General features: G+C 68.8%; 24 protein-coding genes. 16 read left to right on the forward strand and 8 right to left on the reverse strand.

Annotated features, from left to right (window positions below; all coding sequences use genetic code 11):
- The first annotated feature begins 164 nt into the window (after nt 1–164).
- The 5 genes from OVA17_RS08010 to OVA17_RS08030 all read left to right on the forward strand — a co-directional run bounded on the left by OVA17_RS08010 (nt 165) and on the right by OVA17_RS08030 (nt 5,500).
- The gene (locus OVA17_RS08010) at nt 165–1,460 is read left to right on the forward strand and encodes an ABC transporter substrate-binding protein (RefSeq protein ID WP_267786049.1); all 1,296 of its coding nucleotides are present in this window, start codon (nt 165–167) and stop codon (nt 1,458–1,460) included.
- A 73-nt stretch (nt 1,461–1,533) separates the two neighbouring features.
- Nucleotides 1,534–2,463: a carbohydrate ABC transporter permease gene (locus tag OVA17_RS08015; RefSeq protein ID WP_267786050.1), complete on the forward strand. Its 930-nt coding sequence runs from the start codon at nt 1,534–1,536 to the stop codon at nt 2,461–2,463.
- 2 nt (nt 2,464–2,465) lie between these two features.
- The gene (locus tag OVA17_RS08020; protein ID WP_116238707.1) at nt 2,466–3,338 is read left to right on the forward strand and encodes a carbohydrate ABC transporter permease; all 873 of its coding nucleotides are present in this window, start codon (nt 2,466–2,468) and stop codon (nt 3,336–3,338) included.
- Nucleotides 3,339–3,373: 35 nt separating this feature from the next.
- On the forward strand, nt 3,374–4,237 hold the full coding sequence (locus OVA17_RS08025) for a ketose-bisphosphate aldolase (RefSeq protein WP_210072398.1): 864 nt from the start codon (nt 3,374–3,376) through the stop codon (nt 4,235–4,237).
- An 18-nt stretch (nt 4,238–4,255) separates the two neighbouring features.
- Nucleotides 4,256–5,500 carry an ADP-dependent glucokinase/phosphofructokinase gene (locus OVA17_RS08030; RefSeq protein ID WP_267786051.1) on the forward strand — a complete coding sequence of 415 codons (1,245 nt, stop codon included), beginning with the start codon at nt 4,256–4,258 and terminating at the stop codon, nt 5,498–5,500.
- 21 nt (nt 5,501–5,521) lie between these two features.
- Here the strand turns inward: OVA17_RS08030 and OVA17_RS08035 are convergent, their stop codons facing one another.
- Together OVA17_RS08035 and OVA17_RS08040 are read right to left on the reverse strand one after the other, a co-directional pair.
- The gene (locus OVA17_RS08035; RefSeq protein ID WP_267786052.1) at nt 5,522–6,625 is read right to left on the reverse strand and encodes an FUSC family protein; all 1,104 of its coding nucleotides are present in this window, start codon (nt 6,623–6,625) and stop codon (nt 5,522–5,524) included.
- 98 nt (nt 6,626–6,723) lie between these two features.
- Nucleotides 6,724–7,689: an alpha/beta fold hydrolase gene (locus OVA17_RS08040; protein WP_267786053.1), complete on the reverse strand. Its 966-nt coding sequence runs from the start codon at nt 7,687–7,689 to the stop codon at nt 6,724–6,726.
- Nucleotides 7,690–7,767: 78 nt separating this feature from the next.
- Between OVA17_RS08040 and OVA17_RS08045 the strand changes: the two genes are divergently transcribed.
- Nucleotides 7,768–8,007, forward strand: a complete 240-nt coding sequence (locus OVA17_RS08045) for a DUF3072 domain-containing protein (RefSeq protein ID WP_115915964.1) — start codon at nt 7,768–7,770, stop codon at nt 8,005–8,007.
- Nucleotides 8,008–8,034: 27 nt separating this feature from the next.
- Here OVA17_RS08045 and OVA17_RS08050 read toward each other — a convergent pair whose 3' ends face one another.
- Complete coding sequence (locus tag OVA17_RS08050) at nt 8,035–8,523, reverse strand: MarR family winged helix-turn-helix transcriptional regulator (protein WP_267786054.1); 489 nt, start codon at nt 8,521–8,523, stop codon at nt 8,035–8,037.
- A 135-nt stretch (nt 8,524–8,658) separates the two neighbouring features.
- On the opposite strand from OVA17_RS08050, the gene OVA17_RS08055 reads away from it, so the two are divergent.
- Nucleotides 8,659–9,183 (forward strand): MarR family winged helix-turn-helix transcriptional regulator, encoded by a 525-nt coding sequence (locus OVA17_RS08055; protein WP_210072393.1) that lies wholly within the window; start codon nt 8,659–8,661, stop codon nt 9,181–9,183.
- Between the two features lie 80 nt (nt 9,184–9,263).
- The gene (locus OVA17_RS08060) at nt 9,264–9,533 is read left to right on the forward strand and encodes a three-helix bundle dimerization domain-containing protein (RefSeq protein ID WP_267786055.1); all 270 of its coding nucleotides are present in this window, start codon (nt 9,264–9,266) and stop codon (nt 9,531–9,533) included.
- A gap of 1 nt (nt 9,534) precedes the next feature.
- Here the strand turns inward: OVA17_RS08060 and OVA17_RS08065 are convergent, their stop codons facing one another.
- Nucleotides 9,535–9,846, reverse strand: coding sequence for a hypothetical protein (locus tag OVA17_RS08065; RefSeq protein ID WP_210072391.1), 312 nt, complete (start codon nt 9,844–9,846; stop codon nt 9,535–9,537).
- A 112-nt stretch (nt 9,847–9,958) separates the two neighbouring features.
- Here OVA17_RS08065 and OVA17_RS08070 point away from each other — a divergent pair, with 112 nt between their 5' ends.
- A complete protein-coding gene (locus OVA17_RS08070) occupies nt 9,959–10,276 on the forward strand; it encodes a hypothetical protein (RefSeq protein WP_056226105.1) in 318 nt (105 codons plus the stop codon).
- 3 nt (nt 10,277–10,279) lie between these two features.
- On the opposite strand, the gene OVA17_RS08075 is transcribed toward OVA17_RS08070, so the two are convergent.
- Nucleotides 10,280–10,606, reverse strand: coding sequence for a hypothetical protein (locus OVA17_RS08075; protein WP_267786059.1), 327 nt, complete (start codon nt 10,604–10,606; stop codon nt 10,280–10,282).
- A 118-nt stretch (nt 10,607–10,724) separates the two neighbouring features.
- Here OVA17_RS08075 and OVA17_RS08080 point away from each other — a divergent pair, with 118 nt between their 5' ends.
- From OVA17_RS08080 to treZ, 7 genes are all read left to right on the forward strand, one after another.
- Nucleotides 10,725–10,868 (forward strand): hypothetical protein, encoded by a 144-nt coding sequence (locus tag OVA17_RS08080; protein WP_210072389.1) that lies wholly within the window; start codon nt 10,725–10,727, stop codon nt 10,866–10,868.
- 43 nt (nt 10,869–10,911) lie between these two features.
- Complete coding sequence (locus tag OVA17_RS08085) at nt 10,912–11,589, forward strand: GTP pyrophosphokinase (RefSeq protein ID WP_210072388.1); 678 nt, start codon at nt 10,912–10,914, stop codon at nt 11,587–11,589.
- Between the two features lie 21 nt (nt 11,590–11,610).
- On the forward strand, nt 11,611–12,465 hold the full coding sequence (locus tag OVA17_RS08090; RefSeq protein ID WP_267786060.1) for a transposase: 855 nt from the start codon (nt 11,611–11,613) through the stop codon (nt 12,463–12,465).
- The gene (locus OVA17_RS08095; protein ID WP_210072386.1) at nt 12,462–12,950 is read left to right on the forward strand and encodes a glutaminase; all 489 of its coding nucleotides are present in this window, start codon (nt 12,462–12,464) and stop codon (nt 12,948–12,950) included. Before OVA17_RS08090 ends, OVA17_RS08095 begins: the two co-directional genes overlap by 4 nt.
- Nucleotides 12,951–13,031: 81 nt before the next feature.
- Complete coding sequence (gene glgX, locus OVA17_RS08100) at nt 13,032–15,254, forward strand: glycogen debranching protein GlgX (RefSeq protein WP_267786062.1); 2,223 nt, start codon at nt 13,032–13,034, stop codon at nt 15,252–15,254.
- Between the two features lie 5 nt (nt 15,255–15,259).
- Complete coding sequence (treY, locus tag OVA17_RS08105) at nt 15,260–17,641, forward strand: malto-oligosyltrehalose synthase (protein ID WP_267786063.1); 2,382 nt, start codon at nt 15,260–15,262, stop codon at nt 17,639–17,641.
- Nucleotides 17,642–17,729: 88 nt separating this feature from the next.
- Entirely contained in the window at nt 17,730–19,481 is a 1,752-nt protein-coding gene (treZ, locus tag OVA17_RS08110; protein WP_420712416.1) for a malto-oligosyltrehalose trehalohydrolase, read from the forward strand.
- A gap of 226 nt (nt 19,482–19,707) precedes the next feature.
- On the opposite strand, the gene OVA17_RS08115 is transcribed toward treZ, so the two are convergent.
- From OVA17_RS08115 to OVA17_RS08125, 3 genes are all read right to left on the reverse strand, one after another.
- Nucleotides 19,708–20,523 carry a tryptophan-rich sensory protein gene (locus tag OVA17_RS08115; protein ID WP_267786064.1) on the reverse strand — a complete coding sequence of 272 codons (816 nt, stop codon included), beginning with the start codon at nt 20,521–20,523 and terminating at the stop codon, nt 19,708–19,710.
- A gap of 112 nt (nt 20,524–20,635) precedes the next feature.
- A complete protein-coding gene (locus OVA17_RS08120; protein ID WP_267786065.1) occupies nt 20,636–21,364 on the reverse strand; it encodes a glutamine amidotransferase-related protein in 729 nt (242 codons plus the stop codon).
- Between the two features lie 77 nt (nt 21,365–21,441).
- Nucleotides 21,442–22,170: a LysR substrate-binding domain-containing protein gene (locus OVA17_RS08125; protein WP_267786066.1), complete on the reverse strand. Its 729-nt coding sequence runs from the start codon at nt 22,168–22,170 to the stop codon at nt 21,442–21,444.
- Nucleotides 22,171–22,180 lie beyond the last annotated feature (10 nt).

Consider the following 22,180-nt stretch of genomic DNA (forward strand, 5'->3'; position numbering starts at 1 on the left):
CACTCCAAGCCCGTTGTTTGCGGACATTGACGCGGTCTCCTGCCGGAATTATCACGGATCTGCATCGAGCTCTTGCGGCTTCTTGCAAAGGGGCGCATACTCGTGCTGAAAGACGCAAGAACGCGCAGAACAGCGCGAAATGCGGCAGATCTCAACGAGGAGAAATGATGGACAACAGCGGGCGCCGGCGTCGGAACGCCATCAAGCTCGTCGGTGCCGCGGCAGCGGCCACGACCCTCCTGGCGATGGCGGGGTGCTCGTCGAACGATTCGGGAGCGTCGTCGGACGGGAACGTCACGATCGAGTTCGCCCAGTGGTGGGAGCCGGAGCTCGGCGACGGAGCGTTCCGCGGACTCATGGACGAGTTCGAGAAGGAGAACCCCGGTATCAAGGTCGACCTCGTCAGCGGGCCCTACGCCTCTACGAAGGAGCAGCTCTTCGCCGGGGCGGCATCCGGCACCATGCCCGACGTCGTCGGTCTCGACGGTGCGTGGGTCAGCGACTTCGCCAAGCAGGGCGTGATCGCCGATCTGTCGAAGCTGATGAGCGACTCCGGCTACGACGACAGCCAGCTCGCCAGCCAGATCAAGGTCGACGGCAGCACCTACATGATCCCCGTGGTCAACTTCGTCTACCCCATGTTCACCAACGACGGGCTGCTCTCGCAGGCCGGTGTCAGCTCTCCGCCGTCGACTCGCACGGAGTTCGCCGACGCGGCGAAGAAGATCAAGGCCCTCGGCGGAGACGTGTCGGGGTGGGTCCTCCCGCTCTCGCTCGAAGCCCCCAACGGCGTGCAGAACGACGTCATGTCATGGGTGTGGGCCTCGGGCGGGTCGATGCTGAAGGACGGCAAGCCCGACCTGACGAACAAGGCCGTGACCTCGGCCACCGACTACATCCAGCAGCTCTGGGAGGACGGGGTCATCGCTCCCGGATCCTTCACGATGAAGGAGCAGGACAAGGTCGAGGAGTTCACCAACGGACGTGTCGGCATGATGATCGACTCGCTGGCCCACATCAATCTGATCCGACAGTCGAACCCCGACCTGAAGTTCTCGATCTCGGCGATCCCGGCCGAAGACGGCTTCACCGGAGAGCGCGGCATCCCCTACGCCTCGTGGGGCATCGGCGTGGCCGAGAACTCGCAGCACAAGGATGCCGCCTTCAAGCTCGTGCAGTTCCTGATGGGCAAGGACGTCAACAGCGAGCTGTCGACGATGGCCAAGGCGTTCCCCGGCAACACCGAGAGCGTGCCGACCTTCGTCGCGGACGACGAGCTGTTCAAGACGGCGTTCGACATCTACAAGAAGGGCTACCCGGCGAACGAGTTCACGGGTCTGCCCGTCGCCGAGGAGCTCATGCGACAGTTCGGCACCCAGTTCCAGTCGGCTCTCGACGGACAGCAGTCGATGAGCGACGCGCTCACCAAGACGCAGGACGAATGGACGTCGGAGTTCTGATCCGACCCCGAACCGGGATGCCGCACCGCCACCGCTCGCGGTGCGGCATCCCGCTCAGCGAAAGCCGCACATCATGACCATGCGCACTCTCACACCCCCCGACACCGAGGTGATCGTCACCGGACGACCCGCCTCCCGCCGCACCCGGCAGCTGCGCAAGGCCGGCGAGGCCTACGCGTTCCTGTCTCCGACGCTGATCCTGTTGTTCGTCCTGATGATCGTCCCGATCGTCATGGTGATCGGGTACTCGTTCCAGGACAACGTCATCCTCAACAAGAGCCCCGAGGTCGTGGGTCTCGACAACTACATCGCGATCCTCAACGACTCCGGCTTTTGGAAGGCGACGGGCAACACCCTCTTCTTCACCCTCACGAGCGTCGCCGCGCACCTCGTGCTCGGACTCTCGTTCGCCCTCCTGCTCAACAGCCGGCTCATCGGCGCGGTCCCCCGGGCGATCTTCCGCGGGCTCTACGTGCTCCCGTGGCTTTTCACGGTCGCCGTCATCGCCGTGCTGTGGCGCATGCTGCTCGCCCCGAACGGCATCGTCAACTTCCTGCTCCACACGAACATCGAGTGGCTCGCCTCGCCGCAACTGGCGCTGGGGACGGTCACCTTCATCAACATCTGGGCCGGTTACCCGTTCTTCATGGTGAGCCTGCTCGCCGGTCTCCAGGGGATCCCGAGCGACCTCTACGAGGCCGCGACCGTCGACGGTGCCAGCCCCGTGCAGCGCTTCTGGAACGTCACCGTCCCCCAGCTGCGTCCCATCATCGTGAGCCTGCTGTTGCTCGACCTCATCTGGACCTCGCAGCAGTTCGCCCTCATCTGGCTGACCACGGGCGGCGGTCCCATCGACGTCACCGAGATGCTCAGCACCTTCACCTACAAGCTCGCATTCGCGAAGTACGACTTCTCGATGGCCTCCACCTCGGCGGTGCTGGTCCTGGCGATGTCGATGATCATCGCGGTGCTCTACGTCCGCCACCAGAAGGCGAGGGACTGACCATGGCCTCGACCACGACCGCGCGCCCGCGCGCCACCAGCGCGATCGCGCGCCGCCGCCTCGCCAAGACCGGCGTGCTCATCGGCCTGTTGATCGGCGCGGTCTTCGCCGCCGGTCCCGTGCTGTGGATGCTCTCGAGCTCGTTCAAGTCGAACACGCAGATCTTCGAGCTCCCCCCGCGCCTCATCACCGACACCTTCTCGTTCGACGCGTACATCTCGATCTTCACCAACCCCGAGACGGTGCGCTTCTTCATCAACAGCTATGTCGTGGCGGGGGCGGTGACGATCCTGACGCTGCTCGTCGCGATCCAGGCGGCGTACGCCTTCAGCCGATTCGAGTTCCGCGGCAAGCGCGTCGTCAACGTCATCATCGTCAGCGTCCAGGCGGTCCCGCCGATCACGCTGCTGATCCCGTACTTCGGTCTGATGGTGGGGCTCGGCCTCTACAACACCTATCCGGGGCTCATCTTCACCTACATGGTGTTCACGCTGCCCTACGCGATCATCATGATGACCGGGTACTTCAACACCCTGCCGAAGGAACTCGACGAGGCCGTCCGAGTCGACGGCGCGGGCTCGTTCACCGCCCTCTGGCGGGTGCTCGTGCCCATCTCGATCCCCGGGATCGTCTCGGTGGGGATCTACACCTTCATGATCGCGTGGAACGAGTTCCTCTTCGCCCTCACCCTCACGCGCACCATCGACATGCGCACCGTGCCGATCGGCATCCAGCTGCTCATGGGCCAGCACTCCTACGAGTGGAACCAGATCATGGCGATGAGCATCCTCGGCTCGATCCCCGTGCTGCTGCTCTTCCTCTTCTTCCAACGCTTCTTCATCAGCGGCCTCACGGCCGGCTCGGTGAAGAGCTGACCTCCGCACACCCAACCCCGAACAAGGAGAAATCCGTGCTCTACACCGGCAAGTCCATCCTCGACGTAGCGAACGCCCACAGCTTCGCCATCCCGGCTTTCAACATCAGCGATTGGGCGATGTTCACCGGGATCATGGACATCAGCGAGGAGAAGAACGCTCCGGTCATCATCGCCATCCACCCCGACGAGGTCTCGCACATCACCACCGACCTCATCCCCGCGATGCACGCCCGCGCGCACCGCTCGAGCGTTCCCGTCGCCATCCACTGGGACCACGGCGGAACGTACGAGCAGATCGTCCAGGCCATCCAGGCCGGCTTCACCTCGGTCATGATCGACGCCTCGCTCGAGCCCTTCGAGCAGAACGTCGCCCTGACTCGCAAGGTCGTCGAAGCCGCCCACGCGGTCGGCGTTCAGGTCGAGGGCGAGCTCGGAACCATCGGCGCGAACGACAGCTACGGCGAGTCCGGTGCCGCCGAGATCATCTACACCAACGTCGACGACGCCGTGCGCTTCGTCGAGCAGACCGGGGTCGACAGCCTCGCCATCGCCATCGGCACCTCGCACGGGCTCTACCCGGCCGAGAAGAACCCCGAGCTGCGCCACGACCTGCTCGAGCAGATCAAGGCGGCGGTCGGCATCCCGCTCGTGCTGCACGGCGGGTCGAGCAACCCCGACGGCGAGCTGAGCCGGGCGGTGGAGCTGGGCGTGAACAAGATCAACATCTCCAGCGACATCAAGGTGGCCTACCACGACCGCATGCGCGAGGTGCTCGGCACCGACCGTCGCCTGCGCGAGCCCAACGCCATCCAGCCCGAGTGCATCGCGGCGATGAAGGTCACCGCCGCTGAGAAGATCGACCTGTTCGGCGCCGCCGGCAAGGCCGACCTGTACTGATCGAAGGAGACCGGCGCCATGGGGGAAGACCTCGTCCTCGGGCTCGGCGGAACCGTCGACTACGAGATCCGGTGGGATGCCGAGGTGCTCACCGCCCTCGCGGCGGAGCACGGCATCCGGCTCGACGAGTTGACCACCACGACGCCCATCATCGACGAGCGCGCGCTCATCGTGACGGTGCTCGCCTTCCTCGCCACGGGCGGGGGAGGCGAGCGCTTCGTGCTCTCGTCGGAGATCGTGGAGCGCTTCGCGGCGCACTTCGACAAGAACGTCACCCTGGGCGGCACGGGGGTGCGGGCCGGGATCGCGCTCGATCGCATCGGCGTCCCGACGGTGCAGCACCTGGTCAGCATCGACGACAATGTCCGGCGGCTTCTGCCGTCGTCAATGAGGATCGTCTCGTCGGCGACGCGTGACACCCTCGACCCGCACCTCATCGTGCAGTACCCCGAGGGCACGACCGTGCGCGTGGTCGACGGAGCGGTGACGGCCACGGCCTCCAATCGCCTGATCTTCGCCAACGACGCGCCCAACCGCGAGATGGCGATCGCCGACCGACTCGGCGACGCTCTCGAATCGGCTGCGGCCTTCCTCGTCTCGGGTTTCAACACCATGCAGGATGCCGATCTGCTCGAGGCCCGGCTCGACGACCTGGTGAGCGCGATGCGCCGTCTTCCCGCCGATGCCCTCGTGTACTACGAAGACGCGGGGTTCTACCAGCGCGAGCTCTCCGCCCGCGTACGGAGGCGACTGCTCGAGCGCATCGACGTGTACGGCATGAACGAGGACGAACTGCAGGAGTACCTGGGGCGCTCCGTCGATCTGCTCTCGCCGGACGACGTCGCGGCGGCCCTCGCCGAGGCGCACGGGCTCATTCCGGCACGGGCGCTGGTCGTGCACACGAAGTACTGGGCGCTCGCCGTCGGTCCCTCGGCGGCGCGGCACGAAACGGGACTCGAGAGCGCCGTGCGCACCGCGGCGACGCGCTACCGGCTCGGCGACGCGTGCACGGCAGCCGACCTCGATGCCACCGCGAGATTCGCGCGCCATCCCGGGGGAGCGGCGGTGGTCGCTGCCCTGCAGCGGAGCGGAAAGGCGGTCGGCGTGCCGGCGTACCTCGTCGACACCGCCGATCCCACGACGATCGGCCTGGGGGACACGTTCGTCGGCGGCTTCCTGGCGGCCGTCCCGGCCGCTGCGCGGCACGCGACCGCGGCCGCTCTGGATCGCGCCCTCGACGCCGTGGGCGGAGCGCCGGGCTGAGCTGGCGCGGCCCCGGATCTCTCAACGCGCCGCGGTGTCGGCATCCGGGTCCGAGAACGGCCCGCACGCCGCGATCACGCGGCGGAGGCTGACGGCGGCCTCCCACGCGTCGAGGGGCTCCTCGTGCGCGTCGAGGGCGCGCAGGCTCTCGGTGTAGCGCGTGAGGGACTTCTCCGCCGCGCGCAGGCTGCCCGCGTCGGCCTCGGGTTCGGGTGGCGTCGTGACCAGGGGCGAGACCGCGTCGATCGCGTCGGCGAGGGTGCGGCGCACCTCGGCAGGAAGACGGGTGTCGACGTCGGGACCCACGGTGAGTCGTGCCAGTGCCGCGGCCAGTTCACGGGTGGCATCCGCGGTGCCGGTCAAGGCGTCCAGACGGCGTCGATCGAGGTCGCGCGGTGTCTTCAGCCGACGGCCGCGCGGGTTGTAACGACGGCTCTCATCGGCCAGGTCGACCTCTTCGCGGACCTCGACGAGGGTGTCCTCCAGCGCGGAGGCGGCCCGGTCGGCGGCCTCGGGGTCGAAGGAGCGGCCCGCGAGCGAGGTCGACATCGCCCCGAGCGCCTCGCCGAGGGCGTCGCGAAGGCGACTCAGTCGGTCGTCGGCCTTCTTCACCCGGAGCGGCGGAACGACGAGCAGATTCACCACGACGCCCACCACCACACCGAACGCCATCGTGACCAGGTACGACACGGAGTACCCGTCGGGGTCGGCGCCGCCCAGCAGCAGCACGAAGAGTCCCGCGATGGCCACCCAGTCGCGCCCGACGCCGAGGGCGCGCACCCCCGCGAGCAGCACCCCGATCAGGATCACGGCGGCCACCGCGACGATGCGGGGCAGGCCCGTGCCGACGACGGCGAGGCTCGCCAGGCCCAGGCCGATTCCGAGTGCCAGACCGACCACGGCCTGGACCCCGCTCGAGGCGGAGCGCGCGACGGTCGGGTACATGCTCACCAGCACTCCGAGCGGCGCGTAGTACGAGTACTCGCTTTGCGCGAGGGGGACGAGAGGGGCGAGGTACCAGGCCAGCGCCGCCGCCGCAGCGGTCTTGGCGGCGAGCAGCAGGCGGTCGGTCGTGATCGCGTCGGACCACCATCGGCGGGGGTCGAGGGCGGCGGGGACGGTCATGAGCGGCGGGTGCGCGGGCGAGTCGACACGCTCCCATGCTCGATGTCGGCGACCGAGCCGTCGTGGGGGTTGCCCCGCTCGGGTCGCCGGGTTAGGACTCAGCGCCCGGGGCGGTAGGCGTCCCAGAGGACGCGCGCATGGCGGGCCTTCGCGCGCTCGACCCCGTCCTCGTCGTGACGGGCCGCGCTGATCCATTCCGCGAGGCGGCTCGCCACGGCTCCCAGCACCATGCTCAGGTCGGCGTGAGCGGCGGGAGGCACCGCCGCCTCCGACGCCGGCATCCGCCCCTTCGGCGCCAGGTCGTCGTCGATGTGCCGCAGCACGAGCCGAGCGACCCCGACGGCGTGGCTATTCACGACGCAGTGAGCGGCGCCCTCGATCTCCCACCGCCGAGCCCTGTGCGCGCGGGCGACGAGTCTCGAGTGCAGGCGACGGGGCGAGGGGCGGTCGTGCTCGCCCCGGATGAGCAGCAGCGTCGCTCGTCCCGCGCCGATGCGGTCCGAGATGCGGTAGCGCAGCATGTGCGGCAGCGCCTCGAAGAAGTAGAGGAACCCGCACAGCAGATAGGCCGACACGGCGAGCAGCGCGATGTGGATCGACTCGCGCACGGTCGACTGGACGAATCGCACTCCCTGCACGATCGCGGTGGACTCCGCCTCGTCGACGACGGGGCTCACCAGCACCGCGTGCGAGAGGCCGGGGCGGCGCGCGAGGACCTCGGTGACCACCTGCGTCCCCATCGAATGCCCGATCAGGACGGGGTCGTCCAGGCCGTAGTGATCGAGCACCCCCTCGACCTGATCGGCGAAGTAGGCGGCGGTGGGGGATTCTCCGGATGCCGGGACCCCGCCGAACCCGGGGAGGTCGAGCGCGTACACCTCGCCCTCCTCGGCCAGCAGGGGCGCGAGGAACTCGAAGTACGTCGACGCGACTCCGATGCCGGCGACGAGCACGAAGGAGCGCCCGGTGTCCGCGGTCGTGGGCACGCGCGTCACGCGCGTGCGCGACGGGCCACGGCGATACGTCTGGACGTCGACGTCAGCGGGACGCGGTTTTTCGGGCACCGCCCCAGGATGCCCTACCCGCCTGGGTGACCTGTCAATCCCGGTCCCGGTGTCGGGAGCCCCGCTTAGCCTTCCTGCATGAGCGATACCTCCCGTGAAGAAGAGACCCTGGGTGCCGTCCGCGAGGGCGACAACCCCGCCGAGAAAGATCCGTCCGACTGGGTGACCGGCGACGAGCCGATGACCGCTCCCCAGCGCAGCTACCTCGACACGCTCGCTCGCGAAGCCGGCGAAGAGATCCCCGCCGACCTGACGAAGGCCGAGGCATCGGAGCAGATCGACCGACTGCAGAACGAGACCGGTCGCGCCACCGAGTGATTTTCGAGGCGTCCCGCCGTCCCCTCGTCAGGACGCGCGGGACGCCTCTTCGTGTGCCGAGATGCCGTCGATGTCCTGACGCTCGCCGCGGGCGATGTCGTCGAGGAAGTCGGCGACGATGCGTCGCTCCGCGGGTCCCAGTCGTTCGGCGGCCGCCGCCGCCGACGTGCTCCGCACCGACAGGATGCGTCGGGCGGGGGAATCGGCGTCAATCGTCTCGCGCACCACGATGGACCGGCGGTCGCCCGGGTACGGCTCGCGTTCGACCCATCCGGCATCCGCGAGTCGATCGATCAGCGCGGTCGTGGCCGCGGACGAGATGCCCAGCATCGATGCGAGGATCCGCGGGGTCACGGGTTCGTCTTCGGGGGAGCGCTGCAGGAGGAACCGCAGAACCTTGGCGTCGTTCGGTCCGATACCGAGGGAGTGAAGAGCCTGCCGCTCGGATGCAACGCCGGAGTCGGTGAGGTCGTTGAGAGCCTTGACCACGTCGTCGGCGGTCGTCGCGTCATTCATCTGTCCTCCTCGGTTCTCTCGATGGGCTAGTGTCTTTGAGGCCGATAAAGTAGTCGACCGTTGTACTTCGATGGTACCCGTCCATTCGATGCATCGGCAGGGGGCTGATCGCGGAGCCTGGCATAAGATGCCCAGGTGGAAACAGGGTCCGAGTCGCGCTACTGGTACGGCGCGAGCGATGAGGATCGTCGTCGCCGAGCCGTCGACGTCCTCCAGGCCTTTCGCGTCTATCGCGCTGCCGAGGTCGCCATGCGTCGTCGAACGCGCGAGTCGATGTCGATGGGTGAGAACGAGCTCCTGGTGCTGCGCTACCTCATCAAGGCGGCGGGGCAGGGCCGGCAGGTGTCTCCGAGTGAGCTGACCCGATACCTCGGGGTCTCGACGGCCTCGACGACGGCGATCGTCGACCGCCTCGAGAAGACGGGCCACGTCACCCGTGTCCCTCACCCCACCGATCGGCGGAGCATCTTCATCGTCGCGACCGAAGTGAGCGACGAAGAGGTGCGCGCGACTCTCGGGTCGATGCACGCCCGCATGATGGCGGCGGTCGTCGACATGAGCCCCGAAGACAGCGCGGCCGTGATCGCGTGCCTCGGCCGGCTCCAGGATGCCGTCGATCAGGTCGACCCGCACCCGGTCGAGGCCGAGCCCGGTCGCTGACGGGCGTCGCTAGGTAGGTAGTCCGCCTACTTATCGCCGAAACATTAGGCGGCGCATTCGCGGCGTGAAACCATGGAGCCATGCACGATCCGGTGAGCGACGCGGCGGTCGTCGCGCCCGCAGCGGCCGGCGCCCACGCTGAGAACCTGCGCGAAGTCGACGGGGTCGAGGTCGCCTCGTTCCGAGCTGTGGTGGCCCGCCTGCGGGCGGATTACCCGCTCGAGGATCCGACCCACGTCGAGGCGATCGTCCTCCGCGAGTGGGAGGCCTTCTCGGCTGGGCGTCCCCTCGTGGTACCCACCGCGGTCGAAGAGGGCGCGCGCGAGATCCTCGATCAGACGGTCGTCTGATCTAGGAGCCGGACGAGTCCGGTTCGTCGACGAGCAGCAGCCCACCCGACGAGTTCGCCGACGTCGCGAGCGCCTCGATCCACGCTCGGCTCAACAGAGCCGGCTCCGGCTCGTCGAAGACGAAGCGCAGCGGAATCGAAGGATGCAGCCACACGGTGCTGCGCCCCACCTCCTGGCCGGGTCCGTGCGTCCACGACAAGGTGAAGCTCTCGCCGCGGCGGAGCTTGGTCGCGATGACCACCTTGACGTGCGCCAGGGCGCGATCCTCGATCTCGATCGGCGACGCGACGTCGCCGTAGTAAAGCGTTCCCACACCGGCACGCTAGTCGTGCCAGAACGAGCCGCCCACCGGGGTTGATTCGCGCGACGCGACGTGGCATCCCGGAAAGCGGCTCGACGTGCGTTCCTCGGATAGGCTCGACGGCATGGGTAGATTCATCTACGACACCGTTGCCAACGCGGTCGACATCGACGACCGTACGCTCGCACACCTGCGCATCGTCGTGATGAACAAGCTTCGGCGTTCCGAGTCGTTCATGTTCGACGTCGAGGTCGGCGACGGCAGCGGTCGGCGCAGCTTCTGGATGCACCCCTCTGTGCCGATCCAGTTCCACTTCTACGGCAGCCGTCAGCCGCGCATCAACCGGGTCTGGGTCGAAGACCTCATGCTCGCGGCATCCGGCCCGAACGGTCTGGCGATCACGCCCGAGCCGAGCGAGGACGCCCTCGTCGAAGAGGGGTGAGCGTCAGCTCTTCTCGGACTCGGCAGTCGGGCTGATGTCCTCGGGTACGAGCATGATCCCGCCCGACGAGTTTGCGGAGTCGGCCAGTCGTTCGATCCACTCCCGGCTGAGCGTGGTGGGTTCGCTGTCGTCGAAGACGAAACGCAGCGGAATCGCCGGGTGCAGCCAGAGCGTGCTGCGGCCGCGCTCTTCGTCGTCGCGGTGTCGCCACGACAACGTGAAGCTCTCGCCGCGGCGGAGCTTGGTCGAGATGACGACTTTCAGGTGAGCCAGGGCGCGGTCCTCGATGTGCACGGTCGTGCCGCTGCCGCCGTAGTGAATGGTCCCCATGCGGCCCACGATACGCCAGAGCGTGTCGCGGATACGCGGCGGGATGCCAGGTGTCAAGACCGCCGGGCGTGGCGGGTTCGCCTGCCACAGTGAGGAAAGAGCACGGAAGGAGGGCGCCGTGACCAATCCCCCCACGCCTCGGCATCCTGAATCGGGGAACGACCCGGATGACCTTCCGGATGTGTTCCAGGGCTTGATCGGCATCGACGTCATCGACGGCGAGCTGGTCCCGCGCGCCTCGGCGGAACCACCCCGGGCGTGAGGCTCTCAGCGGCCTCGTAGTCGTGTCCGTTACGTTCGTGCGCATGTCGGACCCGCTGGACGAACAGCAGATCACCGTCTCGAGTGCGGCCCTGCGAGCGATGCGCGACGAGTTCCAGCGGTTCCTGATGGAGTACCGCTTCGGGCTCGCCGAGGTCGAGACGAAGATCTCTATCCTGCGCGAAGAGTTTCAAGAGATGCACGCCTACAACCCGATCGAGCACGTCTCGAGCCGGGTCAAGTCGCCGGACAGCCTGGTCGACAAGGTCCGCCGCAAGGGCATCGAGACCGACTTCGACTCCATCCGTGCCTCGATCACCGACATCGCCGGCATCCGGGTCACGTGCAGCTTCATCGACGACGCCTATCGGCTCTCGAACCTGCTGACCCGCCAAGACGACATCACCGTGCGCGACGTCAAGGACTACATCGCCCAGCCGAAGGCGAACGGTTACAAGAGCCTGCACGTGATCGTGGAGGTACCGGTCTTCTTGTCGACCGGTCGCGTCGACGTGCCCGTCGAGGTGCAGTTCCGCACGATCGCCATGGACTTCTGGGCGAGCCTCGAGCACAAGATCTACTACAAGTACGACCGCCTCGTCCCCGACGATCTGCTCGCCGAGCTCAAGAACGCCGCCGACACCGCCGCCGAGCTCGACACCCGCATGGAGCGGCTCCACCGCGAGATCCGCGGTGCGCACCCCGGAGTGGTCTCGCTCTGACGCGCGCGACACAATGGAGCGATGAGCGACGACGACTCCCGAGTGGACGAGGTCGCCGCCGAACTCCTCAGCCTCCCGCCCTCGCGTTTCACCGCCGCGCGTAACGAACGCGCTGCCGCCGAAGGCGGGGCCGTCGGGCGCAGGGTGGCGAAGCTGCGCAAGCCCACCGTCGCCGCCTGGGCCGTCAACCTGCTCGTGCGCGACGGCCAGCTCGGCGAGGCCGTGGAACTCTCGCGCGCCCTTCACGAGGCGCAGGAGGATCTGGATGCCGCCGAGCTCGGGAGACTGGGGCGTCAGCGCCGGCACCTGGTCGTCGCCCTCGCTCGTCGGGCGGGAGAGCTCGCCGCCGAGGCGGGGAGCCCGCTGAGCGGGGCGATGTCGGATGCCGTCGAGAAGACCGTCAACGCCGCGGTCGTCGATGCCACGGCGGCGGCCGCCGTGCTCACGGGGCGTCTGGTGTCGGCGATCGACCTCGCCGAACTGCGGGACGGGGCGCTCGGCGAAGCGGTGGCCGGTTCCGTCCCGGGCGAGCTCCCGCGGCCCGCTCCCACCCGGGACGATCTCGCCTCCCGTCGAGCGCGCAAGGCGGCGGAACGGGCCGTGCGCGAAGCGGAGCGTGCGAAGGCCGACGCCGACCGCGAGAACGCCGCTGCCGACCGGCGGGTCGACTCGGCGACCGAGCGAGCGACGCGCGCCCGCGAGCGTGTGGAGGGCCTTCGCACCGATCTGGAACGCGCCGAGAGGGACGCCGCCGAAGCGGAGGACGTACTGACCCAGCGCACGAACGCGCAGATCCGCGCTCGTGATGCCGTGCGGGCCGCGATCGAGGCCGTCCAGCGCGCCGAAGCCGCACGTCACGAAGGGTCCGATCGATGAGCGCTTCCTCCCTCTCCACGATCCTCGACGACGCTCGCGCACGCCTGGCCGGCGCCCCGCGCGAGCGACTCGGCGAGCTGCAGGAGGGGCGCCGCCTGCTCGGCATCCCGCGTGCCGCCCGTGTCTCGCCACGCGGCACGGCCTGGCACCTGGGGGTCCTCCTGTTGACCGACGACGCGCTTCTCGCGACGGGCGACATCGTGCGCTCGCGCCCGGAGGTCCGACGCGGATTCGCCGCGGAGTCGCAGCGTCGCCGCGCCGAGCTCTCGGCCGCCGCGGCGAGAGGTGGGGTGCCGGAGGGCGAGAGCGTGCACATCGGGTGGGAGGTCATCGACCCCGCAGCGGTCGGGCCATCGTCGACGCCCGTATCCGTCCGCGACGGAGAGCCGCTCGTGCGATGGAGCGCAGCCGGAGGATTTATGCCGCTGGGGCGGTACCTCGACGAGCGCATCGAGCTTCTGCGGCATCCGCCGGAGCGGGCGTAGGCACCTGCGCCCTTAGTCGGGGGTAGACCGCCTGTCAACAGGCGTCATCGCGGCCGTTCGCGGAAACAACGCTGGTCTATCGTGAGCGACGTGCAGCAGGTATGGCCAGGATCCAGTTATCCCCTCGGGGCCACTTACGACGGTAACGGGACGAACTTCGCCCTGTTCAGTGAAGGAGCAGAGAAGGTCGAGCTCTGCCTCTTCGAGGAAGACGGAACGGAGACGTGCTTCGAGCTGATCGACGTCGACGCGTTCGTCTGGCACGCCTACCTCCCCAACATCCAGCCGGGGCAGCGCTACGGCTACCGCGTGCACGGGGAGTACGACCCCGCGAACGGCAAGCGCTTCAACCCCGCGAAGCTGCTCCTCGACCCGTACGCGAAGGCCGTCGAGGGCCAGGTCGACTGGGGGCAGGCGGTCTTCAGCTACGAGTTCGGCGACCCCGACTCGTTCAACGACGAGGACTCCGCCGCCCACATGATGAAGGGCGTCGTCATCAACCCGTTCTTCGACTGGTCGGGCGACCGCCAGCCGAAGATCCCCTACGCCGAGTCGTTCATCTACGAGGCCCACGTGCGCGGCCTCACCCAGCTGCACCCCGACGTACCCGAGGAGTTGCGCGGCACGTACGCCGGCATCGCCCACCCCGCCGTCATCGAGCACCTCCAGAAGCTCGGCATCACCGCGATCGAGCTCATGCCGGTGCACCAGTTCGTCAACGACTCCACCCTCGAAGAGAAGGGGCTGTCGAACTACTGGGGCTACAACACCATCGCGTTCCTCGCCCCGCAGAACACCTACTCCTCGACCGGCGACCACGGTCAGCAGGTGCAGGAGTTCAAGGCCATGGTCAAGGCTCTGCACGCCGCCGGCATCGAGGTCATCCTCGACGTGGTCTACAACCACACCGCCGAGGGCAACCACATGGGCCCGACCCTGTCGATGCGCGGCATCGACAACGAGGCGTACTACCGCCTCGAAGACGACGACAAGCGCTACTACACCGACTACACCGGCACCGGCAACAGCATGAACGTGGGCAACCCCCACACGCTGCAGCTGATCATGGATTCGCTGCGCTACTGGGTGCTCGAGATGCACGTCGACGGATTCCGCTTCGACCTGGCATCCACCCTCGCCCGCGAGTTCTACGAGGTCGACAAGCTCGCGACCTTCTTCGAGCTCGTGCAGCAGGACCCGATCGTCTCGCAGGTCAAGCTCATCGCCGAACCGTGGGACGTCGGTCCCGGCGGCTACCAGGTCGGCAACTTCCCGCCCCAGTGGACCGAGTGGAACGGCAAGTACCGCGACACCGTGCGCGACTTCTGGCGCGGCGAGCCGCAGGCCCTGGGCGAGTTCGCCTCGCGGCTGACCGGTTCGGCCGACCTGTACGAGCACTCGGGACGTTTCCCGGTGGCATCCATCAACTTCGTCACCGCGCACGACGGCTTCACGCTGCGCGACCTCGTGTCGTACAACGAGAAGCACAACGACGCCAACGGCGAAGACAACAACGACGGCGAATCGCACAACCGCTCCAGCAACATGGGCGTCGAGGGGCCGACCGACGATCAGGACGTCCTGAAGCGTCGGGCGCAGCAGCAGCGCAACTTCATCGCGACGCTGCTGCTCAGCCAGGGCGTGCCGATGCTGCTGCACGGCGACGAACTCGGTCGCACGCAGGGCGGCAACAACAACGGCTACGCGCAGGACAACGAGATCACGTGGGTGGACTGGACGAACATCGACACCCCGCTCATCGAGTTCACGGCCGCCCTCGCGCGACTGCGCAAGCAGCACCCCACCTTCCGCCGCAGCCGGTTCTTCGACGGTCGCCCCGTGAAGATGGAGGAGGGCGCTCCCATTCCCGACGTGGTGTGGCTGCGTCCCGACGGCTCGCTCATGCAGCCCGAGGACTGGGACAACGGCTTCGGCCTCGCGGTGGGCGTCTTCCTCAACGGCCAGGGAATCCGCGAGCGCGATCGTCGTGGCGAGTCGATCAGCGACGACCACTTCCTCGTGCTGTTCAACGCCGGTGACGACAAGGTCGACTTCCGCCTGCCCGACTTCGAGTACGCGCCGAAGTGGGACGCCTACGTCGACACCGCCGGCGAGCGCGCGAACACCGAGCCGCTGAGCCCCGGTGAGACGCTGCCGCTCGAGCCGAAGTCGCTCATGGTCCTGCGTGAGCACCACCTGCCCGAGCCCGAGGTCGACCACTCGGTCGCCGCCTCCCTCACCGCGCAGATCCCGGTGGTCGGCACCGACGACCTGCCCGGTCAGGCGCCCAAGCCGGAGCTGTGAGCGAGATGCGGCATCCGCTTTCGACCTATCGCCTGCAGATCCGCGAAGCGTTCACCCTCGACGACGCCGCCGAGGTCACGGGATACCTCCGTGACCTCGGGGTCTCGTGGGCGTACCTGTCGCCGATCCTCGAGGCCACGCCCGGTTCCGACCACGGCTACGACGTGGTCGACGTCGAGCGCGTCGACCCCGCACGCGGGGGCGCCGAGGGGCTCGACCGCTTCGCCGCGGCAGCGCGCGCGGCGGAGCTCGGCATCCTGATCGACATCGTGCCCAACCACATGGGCGTCTCGGAACCACGCAGCAACGCGTGGTGGTGGGACGTGCTGCGACAGGGGCGGGCGTCGGCGCACGCGAGCGCGTTCGACATCGACTGGGAATTCGGTGACGGCAAGGTGCGCGTGCCCGTGCTCGGCGACCATCTCGACGCGGTCATCGACGAGATCTCATACGACCCGACGCCGGCCGACGATGCTCCCGACGGGCTGGTCCGCTACTACGACCATGCCTTCCCGGTGGCCCCCGGTACCGGTACTTCGGACATCCGAGCTCTGCTGGACGCGCAGAACTTCGAACTGCGCTACTGGCAGGACGAAGCGGCCGACCTGAACTACCGCCGCTTCTTCGCCGTGACGACCCTCGCGGGCGTGCGCGTCGAGGTGCCGGAGGTGTTCCGGGCGACCCACGCCGAGATCCTGCGCTGGGTGCGCGAGGGCCTCGCCGACGGTCTGCGCGTGGACCACCCCGACGGTCTCGTCGATCCGGGCGGGTACTTCGATCAGCTCGCCGTCGCGCTCGAAGAGGCCGGCGAGGGCGAGGTCGGCTACGTGCTCGCCGAGAAGATCCTCGAACACGGCGAGGCGTTGCCGTCGTGGTGGAAGACCGCCGGGACCACCGGTTACGACGCTCTCGCCGAGATCGACCGTGTGCTGACCGACCCGGCGGGGGAGGCGGCGCTCGATGCCCTCGACGCGCGCCTGCGCACCGACAGCGATCTCGAGCCGCTCACCGGCTGGCACGACCTCATCCACGACACCAAGCGCAAGATCGCCGACTCGATCCAGGTGTCGGAGATCCGTCGCCTGGTGCGCGGTCTTCCGTCGGGGCTGCGCGAGGAGTTCGGGGCCGACGCGCTGCAGGACGCGCTCGCCGAGATCCTCGCGTGCTTCCCGGTGTACCGCTCGTACCTCCCCGCCGGTCGCACGCACCTCGACGCCGCCGCGGGCGAAGCCGAAGTGCGTCGTCCCGAACTGGGCGACGTGATCGAGAAGCTCGTCCCGGTGCTCGCCGACACGAGCCTCGAGGTCGCGTGGCGCTTTCAGCAGACGACCGGTCCCGTCATGGCCAAGGGCGTCGAGGACACCGCGTTCTACCGTTACACCCGGCTGGGCTCGCTCACCGAGGTGGGCGGCGACCCGGGGGAGTTCTCCCTCGACGTCGCGGGCTTCCACACCGCGCAGGCGCTGCGTCACGCGTCGTGGCCCACCGCCATGACCACTCTGTCGACGCACGACACCAAGCGCGGCGAGGACACGCGTGCCCGCATCGCGGTGCTGGCCGAGATCCCCGAGACCTGGGCCGAACGACTCGAGGAGTTCCGCGGGATCGCCTCGACCGGTCACGGCCCCTTCGACGCACTGCTGTGGCAGGCGATCGTGGGAGCGTGGCCCGCCTCGGCATCCACCCCCGAGGGGCTGAAGGTCTACCGCGAACGTCTGCACGCGTACGCCGAGAAGGCGGCGCGCGAGGCGTCCGAGGTCACCGGCTGGTGGGAGCAGGACGAGGCCTTCGAGGAGCGCATGCACGCGGTCGTCGACGCGGCCACCGGCACCGCCGCCGAGCGCGTGCGCGCCTTCGTCGACCAGATCTCGCCCGCGGGATGGTCGAACGGTCTATCCGCCAAGCTGCTGCAGATCATGGGCCCGGGCGTCCCCGACGTCTACCAGGGCTCGGAGCTGTGGGAGCAGTCGCTCGTCGATCCCGACAACCGTCGCGCGGTCGACTTCGCGGAGCGTCGCCGGCTTCTCGCCGCGATCGACGCCCCCGGAGCTGCGGCTCCGGCGGTGGATGCCACGGGAGCGGCCAAGCTCCTCGTGACGTCGCGCGCGCTGCGCCTTCGCCGTGAGCACCCGCTCGAGATCTACCGCCCGCTGGAGGCAGCGGGCGTGGCGGCTGACCACGTCGTCGCCTTCGATCGTGGCGGTGTGTTCGCGGTCGCGACCCGTCTGCCGCACGGCCTGGCGGCAGCGGGAGGCTGGCGCGACACGGTGGTGCTGCTGCCGGACACCCCCGTCGTCGACGTGCTGACCGGACGCTCGTTCGCCGGCGGCGCCGTGCCCCTGGCCGACCTGCTGGCGGTCTACCCGGTGGCCCTGCTGATCTTCTGACCCCCGATCGCGTGAGGCGTCGGCAATCGTCGCCTCACGCCCTCCCTCAGCGAAAAACCTCGGCACCTCACGCGAAGGAACACCCCTCATGAGCATCGACGTCTGGGCACCCAAGGCAGAGCGGGTGCGGCTGCGCCGGCTCGACGACAGCGGCGACAATGTCGTCGAAGACGTCGAGATGGCATCCGCGAAAGACGGCTGGTGGACGGCCCCGGTCGACCTCGCCGACGGCGAGCGGTACGGCTTCGTGCTCGGCGACGGCGACGACCTGCGCCCCGACCCGCGTTCGCGGCGTCAGCCCGGCGGCGTGCACGAGGCGTCGGCCTGGTTCGATCCCTCGGTGTACGCCTGGAACGACGCCGCGTGGACGGGCAAGCAGCTCGCGGGCGGCCTGATCTACGAGCTGCACCTCGGAACCTTCACCCCCGAGGGAACACTGGATGCCGCGGTCGGCCGCCTCGATCACCTCGTCGACCTGGGGGTGACCCACGTCGAGCTGCTGCCGGTGAACGGCTTCAACGGTACGTGGAACTGGGGCTATGACGGGGTGCTCTGGTACACCGTGCACGAGGCCTACGGCGGACCCGAGGCGTACCAGCGTTTCGTCGATGCGGCCCACGCGGCCGGACTCGCCGTCATCCAGGACGTCGTCTACAACCACCTCGGTCCCTCGGGCAACTACCTGCCCGAGTTCGGCGAGTACCTGCGCGAAGGCAGCCGTAACACCTGGGGCGACTCGGTCAATCTCGATGAAGACGCTGTCCGCGCGTACATCGTCGAGAACGCACTGATGTGGATGAGCGACTACCACGTCGACGGCCTGCGCCTCGATGCCGTGCACGCTCTGCTCGACCATCGCGATCCGCACGTGCTGCAGGAGATCGCCGAACGCACCGACGCGCTGTCGGCGCACCGCGGCATCCCGCTCACCACCATCGCCGAGAGCGACATGAACGACCCGAAGCTGATCCTCCCGCGCGAGGCCGGCGGATACGGCCTGACCGCGCAGTGGTCGGACGACTGGCACCACACGGTGCACGTCGCCCTGACCGGCGAGACGATCGGCTACTACGAGGACTTCGCCGACGTCGAGGCCTTCCGAAAGGTCAACGAGGGCGGCTTCTTCCACGACGGCACGTACTCATCGTTCCGCGAGGAGAAGCACGGCAAGCCCATTCCCGCGGACGTTCCGAACTGGCGCCTCGTGACCTTCGCGCAGGATCACGACCAGATCGGCAACCGGGCCGCGGGCGACCGTCTGTCGCAGACGCTCGGCTACGACCGCCTGGCCGCCGCCGCCGTGCTCACGCTCACCGCCCCGGGCACTCCGATGCTCTTCATGGGCGAGGAGTGGGGCGCGACGACGCCCTGGCAGTTCTTCACCTCTCACCCCGAGCCCGAGCTCGGCAAGGCCACCGCCGAGGGACGCATCGCCGAGTTCGAGAAGATGGGCTGGGACGAATCCACCGTCCCTGACCCGCAGGATCCCTCGACGTTCGAGAACTCCCGGCTCGACTGGGACGAGGCGGGCGAGGGCGGTCACGCCCAGCTGCTCGGCCTGTACCGCGAGCTCGCGAAGCTGCGGCGCGAGCGCCCCGAGTTGACCGACCCGTCGCGCGAGGGGCTGTCCGCGGCGGCCAGGGAGGCCGAGGGCGGCCGGGTCTACGAACTACGTCGCCGCGACCTCGTCGTGATCGTCAACCTCTCGGATGCCGCGGCCTCGGCGTCCGTGGCATCCGGTGCTCGTGTGCTGCTGGCGACGGCGGAGGGCGTCGTGCTCGATGGCTCCGAGGTGACGGTGCCGGCCGGGGCGAGCGCGATCGTCGGCCCCGCACTCTGACGTCATGACGAACGGTCCCGACCTCGTAAGGGGCGGGGCCGTTCGTCGTTCACGCCTTGCGCGTGGGGTTGACGGCTCTGGCATCCCCGCCACCCACACCGCGGCGGCGGCTGCGACGAAGAGGGCGACGAGCAAGATGAAACGGAGAGAATCCACGCCCCGATCGAGCTCCCCGAGAATGCGGCATCCGCCCCTCTTGCGGAACGGATGCCGCGGGCCTCGGCGGTCAGTCCACGCTTCGGCGGACCAGGCGGAGCACGCTGACGATCGCCGGCGGCACGAGCACGATCGCGGCCACGATGATCGCGGTCACACCGATCGGCGCGCTCTGCGGCTCGCCGCTGAAGCGCTCGACGGCCAGCCAGCTGAGCCCCCAGGCCAGGGCGAGCGCGGGTGTGACGCGCCACGCGGTGCGCCACGCGATCGAAAGACCGATGAGAGCGACCACGATCAGGACGGCGATACCGATGGCATCCGCCGCGTTCTCCCACTCCGCCGGCACGATGGTCGTGAGCCAGGCGGCGGCGTTGGCGACGGTGGCGAGGGTGACCCAGCCGAGGTGGAGGCCCGTGACCCCGTCGATGAGGACGGAATCGACGACGCCGTCGCGCGGTTCGCGCGTCGCCACGGCGACGCGGAACGTCCAGCAGAGAGCCGCGAGCAGGAGGACGATCACGACGACCGTGAGCAACAGCGTGCCGAAGCGGGCCGCGACCAGCCACAGGCCGTTGAGGCTCATCGTGAGGGCGATCAGCCAGCCGAGCGCGCGCTGGCGCGCATTGGTGCGCTGGCCGGGGAGAGCCTGCCAGATCGCATACGCGATCAGGCCGAGGTAGATGACCGACCAGATCGAGAAGGCCGGACCCGCCGGGGCGAGGTAGGAGCCGTCGGTGTTGAGGGCGCCGCCCTGCTGATCCTGCACGGCCGAGTTGCCGAAGGCGCCCGCCCCGATCACTGCGGCGATCAGCATGAACGACACCGTGGAAAGGACGACGATCTGACGTGCGAGGTCGCTCCCCCGCCATTGCGTTGCTGCGTTCATACCTAGAACACTAGAAAAGCTAGGTAAATATGGCAGTCGGGGTTGACTTCTGACGGCGGGTGATCCCCCCGGGCAGACCCGAGTCGGGGGCGCCGACGCCGACGGGCGCGGCTCAGGCCGCGACGGATCGGGCGGCGAAGGAGCGCAGAAGGCGCGTGGGCTGCTCGACCGACGCGGTGCGCACGTGTGCCGAGACCTCGTCGAACGCGTCGGCATCGAAGTACCCCGCGTCGCGGTAGACGACCATGCGCGCGACGAACGCCTCGGTCGTGGGCTCGGGGTGGAACTGCGTGGCCCACAGTCCGGACCCGGCGCGATAGGCCTGCACGGGGCACGCGTCGTTCTCGGCGAGCAGCGTCGCGCCCGGGGGGACGATCGCCGTGCCTTCCTTGTGCGCGGTCAGCGCCTCGAAGCGGGGATTCAGGATGCCGAACAGCTCGTCGTTGCGACCCGCCTCGGTGAGCACGATGTCGGTGGGGCCCGTGCCCTCGGGGTGCAGCAAACTCACCCTGCCCCCGAGCAGACGCGTGACGACACCGATACCGAAGCACGTGAACAGCGCATTCGTGCGACCCTCGATGGCCGCGCCCGCCAGGCGTTCGAGGTCGCGCTCGAGGCGGCGCTGCTCGTCGGTCTTGCCGGGGTCGGTGACGTTGAAAGGACTGCCGCCGACGACGATCGCGGCGTACCGGTCGAGGTCCGCCGGCAGCGGCTCGCGAACGAGGTCGTGGTGCACGAGGTCGTCGTCTCGCACGCCGAGACCGTCGCGGAACGAGGCCCACTCGGCCACGGCCGCCTCACGCTGCGGGCGAACGCAGACGTAGAGCAAGGAAGCGGTCACCCGGAGATTCTACGCGGGCGACTTTCCGCACCGTCAGGGGGTGACACGGAGCGAAACGTGGGTGCGCCAATGCCCGGTCAGCGCGAGGATCGCGCGGTTCGGCCGCGCACGACGCCCACGAACATCTCGACATCGGGGGTCGTGCGCTCGCGGAGCCACGCGAGAGCGACCCGGGATCGCGGACCGTCCCGCAGGATGCGGTACTCGACGTCGCGGCGCTGATGAGCGCGAGCAAGGGACATCGGCACGATCACGACGCCGACGCCCGCAGCCACCGTCGCGATGGCTTCGGCGGTGTCGGCCGGGGGTGCGAACGCCGGGGCGACGGCGTCCGGGATTGACAGGTGCAAGACGTCGTCGGCGGCCGCGATGACGACCTCGCCCCGCAGATCGGCGATCTCGAGCTCGTCGGCCGCGGTCAGGTCGGAGTCGGCGGACATGACCACGACGGGTTCCTCCTCGTAGAGGGGAATCACGTTCACGTCGTCTGACTCCTCGACGGGAAGGCGGATGAGCGCCGCGTCGACCTCGTCGAGCGCTTCGAGCTGGGTGGCGACGGAGATCTCACGCAGCTCGAGAGCGACGTGCGGCATGCGTTCGCGCCACAGCCCGATCCACTTGCCGGGGGTTGCTCCGGGAATCGCGCCGAGCACGAAGTCCCGCGGTTCCTCGCGCGGCGGCGGGGTCGGTCGCTCGGCCTTCGCCTTCGGCTTCGCCGCGCGTGAACGCCCTGCCGCGGCGGGCTTCGCTGCCCCGCTGCGTCGAGGTGCGCCGCTGCGCCCGCGGGACCCGTTGCCTTTCGCCATGGCTCCAGGC

This window comes from Microbacterium sp. SL75 (assembly GCF_026625865.1).
Taxonomy (GTDB): domain Bacteria; phylum Actinomycetota; class Actinomycetes; order Actinomycetales; family Microbacteriaceae; genus Microbacterium.